This window comes from Flavobacterium sp. CR10 (assembly GCF_055814415.1).
This window is the reverse complement of sequence record NZ_CP185985.1, coordinates 4,783,920-4,800,674: the sequence shown is the minus strand read 5'-3', so window position 1 is coordinate 4,800,674 and position 16,755 is coordinate 4,783,920. Positions and strand designations below refer to the sequence as shown.

Genomic DNA, 16,755 nt, shown 5'->3' with positions numbered 1-16,755 from the left:
AGATTTATTGAACAGGTTGGTTTTTTAGAAGTCGTTGTGATTCATAGAATTACAACGACTTTTTAAATAAAAAAAAGCTGCTTTTGAGCAGCTTTTTTTGTTTGACTTGACTATTGTTAAGATTATAAAGCAGTGATGATAAATTCGCTTCGTCTATTGGCCTGATGCTCTTCTTCGGTACATGGAACACCATCAGCACATTTATTTACAAGTTCTGTTTCTCCGTATCCTCTTCCAGTTAGACGTTTAGGAGAAACTCCATTTTTTACCAGCCACTGTATAGTTGATTTTGCTCTTCGGTCAGATAAGGCTTCGTTGTATTGATGAGAGGCTCTACTATCTGTGTGTGAACGAATGTCCAGTTTCATATTAGGATAATCGTTTAGAACAGCTAGTATTTTTTCTAAATCCAATGCCGCTTCGGTTCTAATGTTAGATTTATCCAAATCGAAATAAATCATTTTAATTCCGAAACATTTTCCTAAATCATCGCCCACCGTAACTTTGCAGGTTGCTTTTTCCAGTGCAATTGGCAAGTTTGTTTTACCGCTTGTTTTTTCAATCGTAACGCTTAACTCTCTGGTTGTATATTCAGGTTTTTCGGCTCTGACATAATATGTTTTTCCACATTCTACAGCAAAGGAATAAAGTCCGGAACCATCTGCAACGGCAGAGTTTTTAAGATTCATCTGATCATCATATAAAGTAACTTTTGCCCCAGGAAGCACAGCTCCAGTTTCAGCATCTGTTATGGCACCATATAATTCCTGAACACATCTGAGTCTTCTGGTTTCTAAGAATTTATAGATATCATCAGAACCCTGTCCGCCATCTTTATTGGAAGAGAAAAATCCTCTTCTTGTTTCGGGATCAATGATATAAGCAAAATCATCTTTTGGAGAATTGACATCTGCTCCGACATTTTGAATATTGCTTACTTTTCCGTTATTGTCAATATTACCCACAAAAACGTCTAAACCTCCTAAACCTGGATGTCCGTCAGATGCAAAATAAATCTCGTTTTCGCTGGTCAGATAAGGATATGTTTCTTTCCCTTCCGTATTAATGCTATTTCCGAGATTTTCTGGTGGTCCATATCCACCATTTGGATTTATGCTGACTTTATATATATCTGACTCACCAATTGATCCTGGCATATCAGAAGCAAAATACAGTGTTTTTTCGTCTGGACTAAGAGCTGGGTGAGCCGTACTATAGTTATTGCTATTGAAAGGAAGCTCGGTAATATTGGTCCATTTATTATCTTTTCCCAGCTCTGCTTTGTAAAGTTTGATTAAGGTAACTTTCTTTTCGTCTTTTCCTTTTTTTCCATCAGTATAGTTGTTCCTGGTAAAATAAACTGTTTTCCCATCTTTGGTAAACACAGGAGATGCCTCATGGAATTTGGTATTGATAGCCGATTTAAATTTATTTACTTTTGATGCGCTTCCAGTGGCAGAATCCAGATCGGCATCGTAAATGTTGGTGAAATATTCGCCTGTCCATTTGTGCTTGCGCTGAGAAAAATTTCCCGTGTCACGCGCCGACGCAAAATATATTTTGTTGTTGTAAACAAACGATCCGTAATCCGAGTACCTGCTATTTATACCCGCGTTTTCTATCTGGTACCTCCCAGAATTTGCTTTAATCTGGTCCAAGTAGTTTACATCTTCTTTGTAAAGTTTTCCTCTGCTGTCATTTTTAGAGATAGCGTTAAATTCATCCAGAAGCTTATTGGCTTTGTTAATGTCACCAGTAGATTTTAAAGATTGTGCATATCTAAAATAGTATTCTGGTTCTACATTTGTGTTCATTGCAAATAATTCGCCATACCATTTCGCTGCATTTTGAAAATCTGAATTGAAGTAATAGGCATTTCCCAGTTTTTTAAACATGTCTTCAGATTTGTAGCCTTTTGCAGCAACTTTTTCATAGGTTTTTATTGCATCGATATACGCATAACCGTCATATTTTTTATCTGCATTATTTATTTTTGACTGCTGTGCATAACTGCTAAATGAAAAAGCACCTATAATTGTAATTAAAAGTAGTGTATAGTTTTTCATGATACCTAATTTTTAGAAGAAACGAGGAGTTGTCATTTTGCCTTTGTTTGAGAAGAATTCATAGCGAAGGAAAATTTCGTGTGATCCTGAATTATAATTGTTTAAGTGTGTGGTTTCTCGGTCATACCCATAACCTAAATAAAGTCCGTCTGTGATTTGAAATCCGACCATAGCACTTAAAGAAGCACTCCATCTATAGGCTGCACCAAGCATAAATTTATCATAGAACATAAAGTTGGCTGAAAGATCTACTTGAAGCGGTGCGCCCTGAACCATTTTGGCTAAAACAGCCGGTTTAAATTTTACATATTCATATTTGTCAATATTGAATACATAACCTCCCATTAAATAATAATTGATTTTATCTTTATAAATTGCGACATCATTATCATCATAACGATTTGTTTCGATAAAGTTTGGAACGGATAAACCAATATAAGCTTTGTCTGAATGCCAGTAAACTCCGGCACCAACGTTGGGACTAAATTTATTCTTTAAATCTTGAAATTGAGGATCTCCCTGATCTGCAGGATTCAATTTATTTACATCCAAGTTGAAGATATTGGCAGTTCCTTTAATACCAAATGAAAGTTTAAAATCGGCAGATGTCTGGATTGTGTAAGAAACATCGACTGAAATATTATTCTCATTGGTAGGACCAATTTTGTCATTTACTAATGAAGCTCCTACACCCAGTCTGCTATTATTTATAGGAGAGTTAACTGAAAAACTGCTTGTTTCTGGTGCTCCGTCTAGACCTACCCATTGGGTGCGGTAAAGACCAAAAATACTAAGTGCTCCACGAGAACCCGCATAGGCAGGATTTATATTTATTGTGTTATACATATACTGCGTATACTGTGCATCTTGCTGTGAATACCCTGAACATGTAACTAACAGAATGACGAAGAAAAATAATTTTGTTCTCATAGTAGATTTTATTTAATAATTACTATTGACTGTTTAAATCATTGAATTTCAATATGTTCTATTCAAAATTAATCAAATTATTCGGATTTTTTTAAACACTCTGTAAATTAGGTTTTACAGAGTGTTTTAATTACTATTTGGATAGATATAAATATCCGTCTAATTTATGTTCTTGAACATTGTTGTTTCCATCCAGAGATTTATAGTTAATAATGTAAAAATAAGTTCCAGTTGGTAGTCCATCAGATTGCTTAACAGTTGTTCTTCCTCTTGAAGTTCCGTCAAAAGCATTTGTTGTATTATTATAGTTTGTAGTTTCAAACACTAAAATTCCCCAGCGATTGTATATTTCCACAGTATTACCAGGATAACAAGTGGTGTCATCGATATTGTCAATTTTAAAGAGATCGTTGATATTGTCGCCATTTGGAGAAAAAGCATTATGTACTAACACTTTACCACAAGCTAAAACTCTACAATCATCATTGATTTCCATATTTAAAACAATACTTCTAGGGCATCTTTCGTCAGCTATTATATATTCAAAAACATAATTGCCTAATGCTAAACCAAACGGATTAAGAATGCTTCCTTGAAGTGCATTGGTATTGTTTCGATCCTGCCAAACTCCTGTTAAAGGACTTCCCTCAGGAAGTAAGTTACTCAAGTTTATTAGTGTTGAATCATCTGTACAAGCTGTACTTCTGGTTTCAACAACACCTTGAGGCAGTACTATGATTGTAACAATTGCAGAATCACAATTTTGAGAACTTAATTTGTCACAGATTGTATAGTTGTAAGTATAAGTACCAGCAGGTGTTAAGCTTGATACATTTACGTTTCCAGAACCGTCAATAACAATGTTTGGATCTGTTTTAGTGTTGTTCCCTTCTGCAAGAAGTGTAAAGTCTACTAATTCTATAGTTGCAGGGATTCTTCCTTTCAAATCGTTACTCAATACATTACCCACAAGCCCAAAACTGTTGCATCCAATATTACTGTAAGTATCATCATTTGCAATAATTGGAGAGATTACAATAACAGTCACTATAGCGGTATCGCAATTTCCAAAATCGGCTTTTTCGCATATTTGATATGTTAGTGTATAAGTACCTCCAGGGGTGTTTTCTGCAACATCTACAGATCCATCAGGATTTAATATTATTGAACCAGTTGGATCGGGTACAGTTGTTGTTAATGTTACATCATTTATATTTACAGCAGTGCCATTTAACGTATCATTTGTTAAAGCGTTAATCACATTGGTTTGTGCTGCATTTCCAATTATTGGTGCAGGATTATCATCATTTGCCACAATAGCAAATGTTGGTCTAGCAGTACAGAAAGGATCAGCAGGAGGATAGCTAACTGTGATAGTCTGACTAGGATTTAGAGATAAAGTCACATTGGCAGTTGGACGCAATTTTTCGAATCCATCAGCTGCTTCAATCCATCTGTTATTTTCAAAAATCCAGCCTGGCCAGTCAATTCCTTTTCCTTGATCATCTACTACAGCTCCAGGCCATAGCACACGTCCGCTTAATGGCAGATCAGTCATTGTTGTAACAACATTGTTATTGCTATCTGCCCATGCTATGGTCACGCCATTTACAGGAGTAAAGTTTCCTGGTGTTACCACATAGTCAAGATAAGGAACATCGTTTACGCATATTGATGTTGCAGTAACAGTCATTACTGGAGCTTCTATTGTGATGCTAACAATTGCAGTGTCACAATTGTCTGTTTGATCAGCTTCGCAGATTTGATATACCATTGTCAATGTTCCTACTGGAGCATTTGGTAATACGTCAACTGAACCATCAGGATTTAATTGTAAAAACTCGTTTGGCGTTACAGTTGTTATGATTACATCAGATGCAGTTATAGGATTTCCTTCTAAAGTATCATTTGGCAATACATTTAGCACATTGGTTGTAGTGTGATTTACACCTGCAATTGGACCGGCACTGTCATCATTAGCCACAATGTCTTTGTATTCTTTACAGCTTACGCCGAAATCAAGATCTAAATGAACTAAATCTTCTGGTGTAACTGTTACGACATAACCGCTATCTGTTGTGGTTTTACATACGGTATGCAATTGTGCTTTACTTGTTTTGCCAGCTATGTTTTTAGCAGACATTGAAGGAATGACTTTTACTAAACCAGTAAATCCTAAGTTTGTAGCTGCAGTATCGAAATTAGCATCTCTTACCAATTTTACGGTATATTGTCCATAAGGATTTGCTATTTCTGGGCGGTTTCTCCAGAAACCTTCTATTCCCACAATAACTTCATCATGATATCCATTTGGACCATCGATGATCACATTGGCACTAAGAGCGTTTCCGAAACCACCGGCATTTAATTCCCCAACATTTTGAGGACCAGCATAGCTTCCGTCTCCGTTAAGATCTATCCATTCCCATTGGCTGTAGTCAATAGCTCCATTTGAATCTGGAATATTTTTGGTAACTGCACCATCATTGTTTGCATCATACCATTCATCTTGAATTCCGTTGCTATTAGTATCGTACCAAACATAATCTCCGAGAACAGGAAGTTTAGAAGCTCCATATTCGAAGTTATGCACTTGGAAAGCACATTCTTCTAGAGTAGTAAAGAATAAGCTAGAATCAACAGGATATAATTGATATGCACTATTTAAATTAGCATCTTGTACTTGCACTAAATAACTTCCGGCAGGCATTCCTGTAAAACTGTACATTCCGTCTGCACCTGTAATACGTAATTGTATTGGTCCTGTAGTGGTTCCTTGAGGAATCAATGTTACAGGTACATTTGCAAGAGGAGTGTTAGTATCTACATTTATGATTTGACCAGATATTTTAACTCTATAATTTGGTTCTGTAATCACAACTGTTGCAGTTGCTGTACAAGTTTCATTTTCAGTATTTACTGAAGATGTTGCAGTAAGTGTATAAGTTCCAGCTGGCAGATTAGTATTTCCAACTACCTCATTATTTTGGTTGGTAATAACTACAGTGGCTCCAGCAGTGCTAGTAACTGCAATTGAACCATCGCTTTCTCCTTGGCAGCTTACATTTGTAGCAATACCGCTTACAGAAACTTTATTTTCAACTGTAAAGGTTTGAACTAATTCAGTTTTATTGCCTGCACAGTCTGTTAGAGTATAAGTTCTGGTTAAGATGTAAGATTGTCCGTTACATCCTGTTCCTCCATTGTTAGTGTCGCTTACAGTGATATTTACAGTTCCTGCGCAATTGTCTGTGGCATCTTTTATGTCATCTGGACTTCCTGCTGGAATGTCTGCTGCACTTTGTAGATTAGCAACATCTGCTGGCGCAGTACCTGTTGGAGGAGTAGTATCTCTTACTGTTATAATTTGAGTATAAGAAACTGAATTTCCTCCACAGTCACTTGTTGACCAGTTGCGAGTTAAGGTATATTCTGTACCACATTCGTTTTTAATATCACTTTTAGTTTCACTGAAAACAATTGGTAAGTTTCCATTGCAATTATCAGAAGCTTCCATATTAAATGGTTCTGGAACAGCGTCACAAGAAACTGTAATATCTGCAGGAAGTTCACCAGCGAAAGTTGGTTTTGTAGTATCCTGAATTGTGATTACTTGAGTAAAAGTATCAGAAACATTGCCGCAGTCGTCTTTAACTGTCCAAGTATTGGTGTAAGTTCCTGCGTTTCCGCAACCTTCAGAAGCCACGAACTGTCCGCTTGCTTTTTCGATGTTTAGAACATCCGTGTCGCATAAGTCGGAAGCTGTTGGGAACATTGCTTGAGCATTTGTTAGTCCAGAAGCATCGCTGCATTCTAAAGTTATGTCTAGAGAACCAGCAACAGTATTCCAAGTTGGCGCTGTTGTGTCCTGAATGGTGATCACTTGAGTGAAAGTTTCGGAAGTGTTTCCGCAGTCGTCTTTAACTGTCCAAGTGTTGGTGTATGTTCCGGCATTTCTGCAACCTTCAGAAGCCGCGAACTGTCCGCTTATTTTTTCGATGTTTAGAACATCCGTGTCGCATAAGTCAGAAGCTACAGGGATTTTAGCTTGAGCCGCTGCAAGACCTTCTGTGTCGCTACATTCTAAAGTTATGTCTAGAGAACCAGCAACAGTATTCCAAGTTGGCGCTGTTGTGTCCTGAATGGTGATCACTTGAGTGAAAGTTTCAGAAGTGTTTCCGCAGTCGTCTTTAACTGTCCAAGTGTTGGTGTAAGTTCCTGCATTTCCGCAACCTTCAGAAGCCACGAACTGTCCGCTTGCTTTTTCGATGTTTAGAACATCCGTGTCGCATAAGTCGGAAGCTACAGGGATTTTAGCTTGAGCTGCTGCAAGACCTTCTGTGTCGCTACATTCTAAAGTTATGTCTAGAGAACCAGCAACAGTATTCCAAGTTGGCGCTGTTGTGTCCTGAATGGTGATCACTTGAGTGAAAGTTTCAGAAGTGTTTCCGCAGTCGTCTTTAACTGTCCAAGTATTGGTGTAAGTTCCTGCGTTTGCACAGCTTTCAGAAGCCACGAACTGTCCGCTGATTTTTTCGATGTTTAGAACATCTGAATCGCATAAGTCGGAAGCTGTTGGTAACATTGCTTGAGCATTTGTTAGTCCAGAAGCATCGCTGCATTCTAAAGTCACATTTAAAGCTGTTGGAGCAGTTGTCCAAGTTGGCGCTGTTGTGTCCTGAATGGTGATCACCTGAGTGAAAGTTTCAGAAGTGTTTCCGCAGTCGTCTTTAACGGTCCAAGTATTGGTGTAAGTTCCTGCGTTTCCGCAACCTTCAGAAGCCACGAACTGTCCGCTTGCTTTTTCGATGTTTAGAACATCTGAATCGCATAAGTCGGAAGCTGTTGGGAACATTGCTTGAGCATTTGTTAGTCCAGAAGCATCGCTGCATTCTAAAGTCACATTTAAAGCTGTTGGAGCAGTTGTCCAAGTTGGCGCTGTTGTGTCCTGAATGGTAATCACCTGAGTGAAAGTCTCAGAAGTATTGCCGCAGTCATCTTTTACTGTCCAAGTATTGGTGTAAGTTCCTGCGTTTCCGCAACCTTCAGAAGCCGCGAACTGTCCGCTTATTTTTTCGATGTTTAGAACATCTGAATCGCATAAGTCGGAAGCTGTTGGGAACATTGCTTGAGCATTTGTTAGTCCAGAAGCATCGCTGCATTCTAAAGTCACATTTAAAGCTGTTGGAGCAGTTGTCCAAGTTGGCGCTGTTGTGTCCTGAATGGTAATCACCTGAGTGAAAGTCTCAGAAGTATTGCCGCAGTCATCTTTTACTGTCCAAGTATTGGTGTAAGTTCCTGCGTTTCCGCAACCTTCAGAAGCCGCGAACTGTCCGCTTATTTTTTCGATGTTTAGAACATCTGAATCGCATAAGTCGGAAGCTGTTGGGAACATTGCTTGAGCATTTGTTAGTCCAGAAGCATCGCTGCATTCTAAAGTCACATTTAAAGCTGTTGGAGCAGTTGTCCAAGTTGGCGCTGTTGTGTCCTGAATGGTGATCACTTGAGTGAAAGTTTCAGAAGTGTTTCCGCAGTCGTCTTTAACTGTCCAAGTATTGGTGTAAGTTCCTGCGTTTCCGCAACCTTCAGAAGCCACGAACTGTCCGCTGATTTTTTCGATGTTTAGAACATCTGAATCGCATAAGTCGGAAGCTGTTGGGAACATTGCTTGAGCATTTGTTAGTCCAGAAGCATCGCTGCATTCTAAAGTCACATTTAAAGCTGTTGGAGCAGTTGTCCAAGTTGGCGCTGTTGTGTCCTGAATGGTGATCACTTGAGTGAAAGTTTCGGAAGTGTTTCCGCAGTCGTCTTTAACTGTCCAAGTGTTGGTGTAAGTTCCTGCATTTCCGCAACCTTCAGAAGCCACGAACTGTCCGCTTGCTTTTTCGATGTTTAGAACATCCGTGTCGCATAAGTCGGAAGCTACAGGGATTTTAGCTTGAGCTGCTGCAAGACCTTCTGTGTCGCTACATTCTAAAGTTATGTCTAGAGAACCAGCAACAGTATTCCAAGTTGGCGCTGTTGTGTCCTGAATGGTGATCACTTGAGTGAAAGTTTCAGAAGTGTTTCCGCAGTCGTCTTTAACTGTCCAAGTATTGGTGTAAGTTCCTGCGTTTGCACAGCTTTCAGAAGCCACGAACTGTCCGCTGATTTTTTCGATGTTTAGAACATCTGAATCGCATAAGTCGGAAGCTGTTGGTAACATTGCTTGAGCATTTGTTAGTCCAGAAGCATCGCTGCATTCTAAAGTCACATTTAAAGCTGTTGGAGCAGTTGTCCAAGTTGGCGCTGTTGTGTCCTGAATGGTGATCACCTGAGTGAAAGTTTCAGAAGTGTTTCCGCAGTCGTCTTTAACGGTCCAAGTATTGGTGTAAGTTCCTGCGTTTCCGCAACCTTCAGAAGCCACGAACTGTCCGCTTGCTTTTTCGATGTTTAGAACATCTGAATCGCATAAGTCGGAAGCTGTTGGGAACATTGCTTGAGCATTTGTTAGTCCAGAAGCATCGCTGCATTCTAAAGTCACATTTAAAGCTGTTGGAGCAGTTGTCCAAGTTGGCGCTGTTGTGTCCTGAATGGTAATCACCTGAGTGAAAGTCTCAGAAGTATTGCCGCAGTCATCTTTTACTGTCCAAGTATTGGTGTAAGTTCCTGCGTTTCCGCAACCTTCAGAAGCCGCGAACTGTCCGCTTATTTTTTCGATGTTTAGAACATCTGAATCGCATAAGTCGGAAGCTGTTGGGAACATTGCTTGAGCATTTGTTAGTCCAGAAGCATCGCTGCATTCTAAAGTCACATTTAAAGCTGTTGGAGCAGTTGTCCAAGTTGGCGCTGTTGTGTCCTGAATGGTGATCACTTGAGTGAAAGTTTCAGAAGTGTTTCCGCAGTCGTCTTTAACTGTCCAAGTATTGGTGTAAGTTCCTGCGTTTCCGCAACCTTCAGAAGCCACGAACTGTCCGCTGATTTTTTCGATGTTTAGAACATCTGAATCGCATAAGTCGGAAGCTGTTGGGAACATTGCTTGAGCATTTGTTAGTCCAGAAGCATCGCTGCATTCTAAAGTCACATTTAAAGCTGTTGGAGCAGTTGTCCAAGTTGGCGCTGTTGTGTCCTGAATGGTGATCACTTGAGTGAAAGTTTCGGAAGTGTTTCCGCAGTCGTCTTTAACTGTCCAAGTATTGGTGTAAGTTCCTGCGTTTCCGCAACCTTCAGAAGCCACGAACTGTCCGCTGATTTTTTCGATGTTTAGAACATCCGTGTCGCATAAGTCGGAAGCTGTTGGGAACATTGCTTGAGCATTTGTTAGTCCAGAAGCATCGCTGCATTCTAAAGTCACATTTAAAGCTGTTGGAGCAGTTGTCCAAGTTGGCGCTGTTGTGTCCTGAATGGTGATCACTTGAGTGAAAGTTTCAGAAGTGTTTCCGCAGTCGTCTTTAACGGTCCAAGTATTGGTGTAAGTTCCTGCGTTTCCGCAACCTTCAGAAGCCACGAACTGTCCGCTTGCTTTTTCGATGTTTAGAACATCTGAATCGCATAAGTCGGAAGCTGTTGGGAACATTGCTTGAGCATTTGTTAGTCCAGAAGCATCGCTGCATTCTAAAGTCACATTTAAAGCTGTTGGAGCAGTTGTCCAAGTTGGCGCTGTTGTGTCTTCAATTGTAATCACTTGAGTGAAAACTGAAGATGTATTGTTGCATACGTCTTTTGCGGTCCAAGTGTTGGTGTATGTTCCAGAATTTATGCAAGTTCCCGCAACGAAAGTTCCGCTTACCTTTGTATATGTTACAGTTCCACCGCAGTTGTCTGTAGCAACAGGAGCCTGATTTTTGGCAGCAGTCAATCCTGCAGCGTCACTGCATTGAAGCGTAACGTTTAATGCATTAGGCTGAGTTGTCCAAGTTGGAGCAGTGGTGTCTTGAATAGTGATCACCTGAGTGAAAACTGTTGAAGTATTATTGCAGACGTCTTTAGCGGTCCAAGTGTTGGTGTATGTTCCAGAATTGGCACAAGTTCCAGCAACGAAAGTTCCGCTTACCTTTGTATAAGTAACAGTTCCACCGCAATTGTCTGTAGCAACAGGAGCCTGATTTTGGGCAGCAGTCAATCCTGCAGCATCACTGCACTGAAGCGTAACGTTTAATGCATTAGGCTGAGTTGTCCAAGTTGGAGCATTGGTGTCTTGAATAGTGATCACCTGAGTGAAAACTGTTGAAGTATTATTGCAGACATCTTTAGCGGTCCAAGTGTTGGTGTATGTTCCAGAATTGGCACAAGTTCCAGCAACGAAAGTTCCGCTTGTTTTAGTATAAGTAACGGTTCCGCCGCAGTTGTCTGTGGCAACGGGAGCCTGATTCTGTGCAGCTGTCAATCCTGCAGAGTCACTGCACTGAAGCGTAACGTTTAATGCATTAGGCTGAGTTGTCCAAGCTGGCGCAGTTGTATCGTTAATACTGATAGTCTGCGGAGCAGTAACATTTCCACAGCTTGTAGTAACTTTAAAAGTACGAGTAACTACGGTTGGACATGTTCCAGATGCAGTGTCTGAATAAGATATAGTATATGAGCCAATAGAACCACTGTTGGATAATGATCCTCCAGCACTGTTTAATTGTGCAAGGGTTATATTAGTGCTTGCTGTACTATATGGAAGTCCTGTTATTGCAGCAGTACTGCAACCTGAAATACTTGCATTTGCAGGCGCAACAAGAGCAGCTGCAGGACTAATTGAAACAGTTACATCTGCTGAAGTTAATTCGCAATTTGTAACACCATTTTTTACTTTTACTTTATAAACCCCACTTGCTGTTGCTACGAGAGTAGAAGCAGTTTGACCTGGCAAAACTGAATTGTCTTTATACCAAACGTATGTTGGAGAGGCGGCATTTGTAGTCGCTGTCAAAGTTGTAGATCCGCATGCTGTTAAAGTTCCTGTAATCACAGGTGCACACGGAACAAAATAACTAGGACTGGTTATTGCCTTCGAATCATTGGCACAAGATGAATTTTGATAATTCAAAGTTGAGGTGCTGACAGTTTGATTTCCACAAGCAGATCCAGTTGGAGTCAATTGATAATTTAAAGTAATGGTTTCTGAGTTTAAGAAATCGGTATTCCATGTAATTACTTGTCCAGATAATGAAGCTGTACCTTTAGTTGTTGTAATTGCGCTAATAGTAAAGCCTGGAATAATGGTTTCTTTTGCAACCAAAGTTTGTGCAACCCAAGAAATCTGAGTAGCAATCTGATTGTAAATTGAAGTAAGATTGGCACCGCTTTGTGTAATATAAGCTGCACTGCCTTGAATATTGTCTAAAGTATATTTAGCAATATTTTGATCACTGTTGTTGGTATTTATATTTCCACTGATACCGCCAAAAAGACCAACAGAAAAAACTTGATTGTTGTAAACAACACTATTTTTTGTAGTGGTTTTAGCGTTTGTAGCTGCATTTATAGCATCTGTTACGCACTGAGATGTTTTACTTACGTTGCAACTTGTATTTCCATTAGTGCCTGTTACGTTTGTAACCCCATCTGTAAGTAAAATTATAGCTCTAGCAGTGCTACAGTCAAAACGACCATTGGTTTCTAATTCAGTTTCAGATCTCACAATACCAGCATAAATATTAGTGGAATTAGTAGCTTGTAAAGAATTAATCTGATTCGTTATTTGTGTTACACCAGTTGCATCCAGATAAGTAAGACCTATTTTTAGGGTGGCAGTCGTACTGTAGGCAACAATTGCAATTCGGTTCTGAGGATTTGCTTTTGCTTGATTAAGAAATGCTAAGGCAGCATCTTTAGCATAATCCATCGAGGTTTTAAAATCTCCTGGAATAGTATTACCCATACTACCCGATATATCAATAGCTAGAATTACATCCGAATTTCGAGTAATTGGATTTGCTCCAGTAATATCTACTTTTACATCTATGATGCCACAATTGCTAGCATTAGCTGTTACGGTTTTGTTTGTAGTTATCGTTTGTGCAAGACCTACTGTTGATGACAGAAGAAATAATACAACAAATTGTATTTTTTTTATATCTCGTAAAAAATTGTTTAAAAAAAGTAATTGTTTTTCCATTTTAAATCATTTTAATAGAACTTGATATAGCTTGTTTAATCATTAACCGGATTAATGATAAAAGTGTGTAAAACAGTATCAGCAGTATAATTGATACAGTTTTTTGAAGTGGCGGTAATCTTGTTGCAAGACCATTTTTGTGTTGAAGTGCCAGCAGGAACTGTAATGTGTATATAGAAATTTACAGATTCACCAGCGCTTAGAGTTACTTCGTTTAGAGAATTTCTTGTAGAGTCAATAAAATCAGTATTGATGATGACATTTCCCGCAGTAGTACTTCCATCAGTATTAGCACAAGAAGAATTAATATTCTTAGAGCTTAAAACAAAAGTGTCTGTAGATGAGCTGTTGTTTGTCAGGACCATAGAGTAGTAAGTTCCATCGAGGGGAGTGCTCCTGATATTTCCGTTATTTTCAACAATCAAAGTTGCATTGCATGAACCTGATTGCGCCAAAGAAATTGTTGTTGTAAAAAGAAAGAGTAAAATCAATAAATTTTTCTTAAAAACATTTCTTAAAGAAAAAATGAACTTACAATCGCTTACAAATTTCACTGCTTTTTCAAGAGTAGATTTAGTTTTCATAACTTAAGATTTAATTTTAAAGTATTTATGAAATTTTAACAGAATCAAAGTTATATTAGAGTTTTTCTAATATGATTTTTTTATCTGTAACTAACCTAAAAACTCGTTGAAATGTTGTTTTTTTATAAAAAATTGACTCAAAAACACTTTTTTTTAACTCAAAAAAGTAGAATTTTTTCGTACATTTTTTTGCTTTATTCGCGATGTTGAGTTTTTTAAAAACAGTTTAAATGATTAATAATCAAGTATTTAGTTAAAATTTTAAAAGATTGTATAATATCGACCAAATACTAATTTTATAGATGAAGTACATAAAAATGCAATTTTTGATTTTTTAGAATATTTCAAATGTTAACATTTTGCGAATTATTTATTCTTGTTAAAATTTCGATATAATGTTAACAGAAATAAAAAAAAAGAAAGGTTTAAAATTTCTTTTGTAAATTAGAACTTAATTAAAAAATGACCTGCAATTCAGGTTTTTAAATTTGCTACTTATGAAAAATCTTATATTAATACGTCATGCCAAATCTAGCTGGGAAGCACCATTGAAAGATTTCGATCGTCCATTAATGAAAAGAGGAATTTTAGATGCGCATGATGTTTCATTAAATATTTCAGAGTATCTTCCAAAAACGTATATTATTTGGAGCAGTACAGCCGCAAGGGCCACAGAAACTGCTTTAATCTTTGCGCAAAACATATCTTATCCATTAGAAAGCATCATTTTTAGAGATGATTTATACACTTTTGACGAAAAGCAACTCGAAAAAGTTATTAAATCGTGTGATAATAGTTTTGAAAGCGTTATTCTTTTTGGACATAACGAGGCTATTACAAATTTTGTTAATAAATTTGGGGATGTTTTTATAGAAAATGTACCAACTTCAGGCTTTGTATCGTTACAGTTTGATGCCGAAAGTTGGGACACGATCCATAAGGGCAAAACACATAAAACTATTTTCCCCAAAGATTTAAAATAATTACAGTGTACGAACAGAAATATATCGATAGAGAAAAAAGCTGGTTAGCGTTTAATGCAAGAGTACTTCAGGAAGCAGCAGACAATACAGTGCCACTTTTAGACAGACTGCGTTTTGTTGGAATTTTTTCAAACAACTTAGACGAATTTTTTAGAGTTCGGTACGCGGCCATTCGACGATTAAGTCTCTCAGGCATTTCTGGCGAAAAATATTTAGGCGGTATTTCTGCTCACCAATTAATTAAAGATATTACAGAAATTGTAATCCAACAGCAATCTGAAAGTTTGCGTATTCTTGGAAATATTGAAGCAGAGCTAGAATCTGAGAATATTTTTATTATCAACGAAACACAGATTACACCAAAACAAGAGTGTTTCTTAAAGGACTTTTATACCCAAAAGTTAAGTCCGGAATTGGTGACGATTATTTTAAACGATTTAGCTGTTTTTCCAATTCTAAAAGATACTTTAGGATATTTGGCAGTTCGTTTAGAATTAGCAAACGATGAGGTTCGTTATGCCTTAATTGAAATTCCAAAAAACATTAACAGATTTGTTGTTCTTCCTTCTGAAGACGAAAAACAATATGTCATTTTAATTGATGATGTGATTCGCTTTAAGCTAAAAAACATCTTTAATATATTTGATTATAAGAGTGTTTCTGCTCATATGATCAAAATTACTCGTGATGCGCAATTGGATATAGACAGCGATTTGAGTAAAAGTATGCTCGAAAAAATTTCAAATTCTGTAAAAGATCGCCGAATAGGGGAGCCAGTTCGTTTTATTTACGATAACTTAATTGAGGAAGATACTCTGCAATTTTTCTTAGATAAAATGAAAATTGTAGAAACAGACAGTATTATCCCAGGTGGAAGATATCATAACCGCCGCGATTATATGAGTTTTCCAAACCTTGGCCGATACGATTTGTTGTATAAGCCAAACGAACCGCTTCCAGTGCCCGGTTTGAGCTTGGAAGGAAGTATTTTGGAAAAAATCTCTAAAAAAGATTATTTGGTTCATGCGCCATATCAGTCATTTTCGTATCTGACTAAATTTTTGCGCGAAGCTGCTTTAGATCCAAAAGTAACGAGCATTAAAATTACCTTATATCGTTTGGCTAAGAATTCGCAGATTATCAGTTCGCTTATAAACGCTGCCAAAAACGGAAAAAGAGTAGTGGTGCAAATCGAGCTTCAGGCACGTTTTGATGAAGCTTCAAATATTTCGTATGCAGAACAAATGCAGACAGAAGGAATCGAGCTTATTTTTGGTATTAAAGGACTGAAAGTGCACAGTAAAATTTGTGTAATCGAAAGATTGGAAGAGGGCAAAAACCGTCGTTACGGATTTATTTCAACTGGAAACTTCAACGAATCGACAGCAAAAATTTATACCGATGTAACGCTTTTTACTTGTCATCAAGGAATCTTAAAAGACACATCAAAAATATTTGAGTTTTTTGACATTAATTATCGAGTACACAGATACAAACATTTAATTGTGTCGCCTCATTATACGAGAACCAAATTTATCAAACTAATTGATCGTGAAATTCTTCATGCACTTGCTGGGAGAAAAACGCATATCAAATTAAAAATGAATAGTTTATCCGATTTTAAAATGATCGATAAATTATATGAAGCAAGTAATGCTGGAGTAAAAATTCAGCTTCAAGTAAGAGGAATATGCTCTCTGATTCCAGGAATTCCAGGAATGAGCGAAAACATCGAAGCCATAAGTATCGTAGATAATTACTTAGAACATTCGAGAGTTTATATTTTTGGAAATGCTGGTTTGACCGAAGTTTACATTTCGTCTGCCGATTTCATGACCAGAAATTTAGACGGAAGAGTCGAAGTAACCTGTCCGATTTACGACCTTGAAATTAAGAAAGAACTAATTGATAATTTCAATATTGCATGGAAAGGAAACGTAAAAGTGAGATATCATTCTTATAAATTAGATAATAAATATAAGCCTAAAAATCATCATGCCCCATTTAGAGCACAATTTGAAACCTATAAATATTATCAGAACAAAGTAACCATACTTGAAGAGGTTGCTCAAAAAGTAAATTAATAATAAATACCAATTTTCAAAATC

Annotated in this window: 6 protein-coding genes; 2 read left to right on the top strand and 4 right to left on the bottom strand. The window is 37.6% G+C overall.

Annotation, left to right across the window (positions count from 1 at the left end):
* Window positions 1-122 precede the first annotated feature (122 nt).
* From ACNRYB_RS20025 to ACNRYB_RS20010, 4 genes are all read right to left on the bottom strand, one after another.
* On the bottom strand, window positions 123-2,066 hold the full coding sequence (locus ACNRYB_RS20025) for an OmpA family protein (protein WP_473728481.1): 1,944 nt from the start codon (window positions 2,064-2,066) through the stop codon (window positions 123-125).
* 12 nt (window positions 2,067-2,078) lie between these two features.
* Complete coding sequence (locus tag ACNRYB_RS20020; RefSeq protein WP_473728480.1) at window positions 2,079-2,996, bottom strand: PorP/SprF family type IX secretion system membrane protein; 918 nt, start codon at window positions 2,994-2,996, stop codon at window positions 2,079-2,081.
* A 133-nt stretch (window positions 2,997-3,129) separates the two neighbouring features.
* Window positions 3,130-13,080: an HYR-like domain-containing protein gene (locus ACNRYB_RS20015; protein WP_473728479.1), complete on the bottom strand. Its 9,951-nt coding sequence runs from the start codon at window positions 13,078-13,080 to the stop codon at window positions 3,130-3,132.
* A gap of 35 nt (window positions 13,081-13,115) precedes the next feature.
* A complete protein-coding gene (locus ACNRYB_RS20010) occupies window positions 13,116-13,664 on the bottom strand; it encodes a hypothetical protein (protein ID WP_473728478.1) in 549 nt (182 codons plus the stop codon).
* 497 nt (window positions 13,665-14,161) lie between these two features.
* On the opposite strand from ACNRYB_RS20010, the gene ACNRYB_RS20005 reads away from it, so the two are divergent.
* Window positions 14,162-14,647 (top strand): SixA phosphatase family protein, encoded by a 486-nt coding sequence (locus tag ACNRYB_RS20005; RefSeq protein WP_111377238.1) that lies wholly within the window; start codon window positions 14,162-14,164, stop codon window positions 14,645-14,647.
* 5 nt (window positions 14,648-14,652) lie between these two features.
* On the top strand, window positions 14,653-16,731 hold the full coding sequence (ppk1, locus tag ACNRYB_RS20000; RefSeq protein ID WP_473728477.1) for a polyphosphate kinase 1: 2,079 nt from the start codon (window positions 14,653-14,655) through the stop codon (window positions 16,729-16,731).
* The last annotated feature ends 24 nt before the right edge of the window (window positions 16,732-16,755 follow it).